1 pseudogene is annotated in these 253 nt (G+C 60.1%); it reads left to right on the forward strand.

Annotated features, from left to right (window positions below):
* Positions 1–125, forward strand: a pseudogene (locus SxD43FB_RS24515) (transposase); the annotation flags it as partial.
* Between the last annotated feature and the right edge of the window lie 128 nt (positions 126–253).

Raw genomic sequence — 253 nt, forward strand, 5'->3', positions numbered from 1 at the left:
CGCGGGTGATCCATAGAGTGGATGATATCCTGCGGGCGCGGGTTCTGGCGATCGCCTGCGGCTACGAGGACGCCGACGACCTCGACGCCCTGCGTGACGATCCGGGGTTTCGCCTGGCGCTGGGTAATACCATCCGTCCGTGATGCTGACTCACGTGGGGGATTCCCAAAGCGGCGAAACTATGAATCTATGTCTTCGGGTTGGAGGGCATTGTCATGGGTGCAGCGATTGGATTGCGAGACGACTTTGATGC

This window comes from Sphingobium sp. D43FB (assembly GCF_002312805.1).
GTDB lineage: Bacteria > Pseudomonadota > Alphaproteobacteria > Sphingomonadales > Sphingomonadaceae > Sphingobium.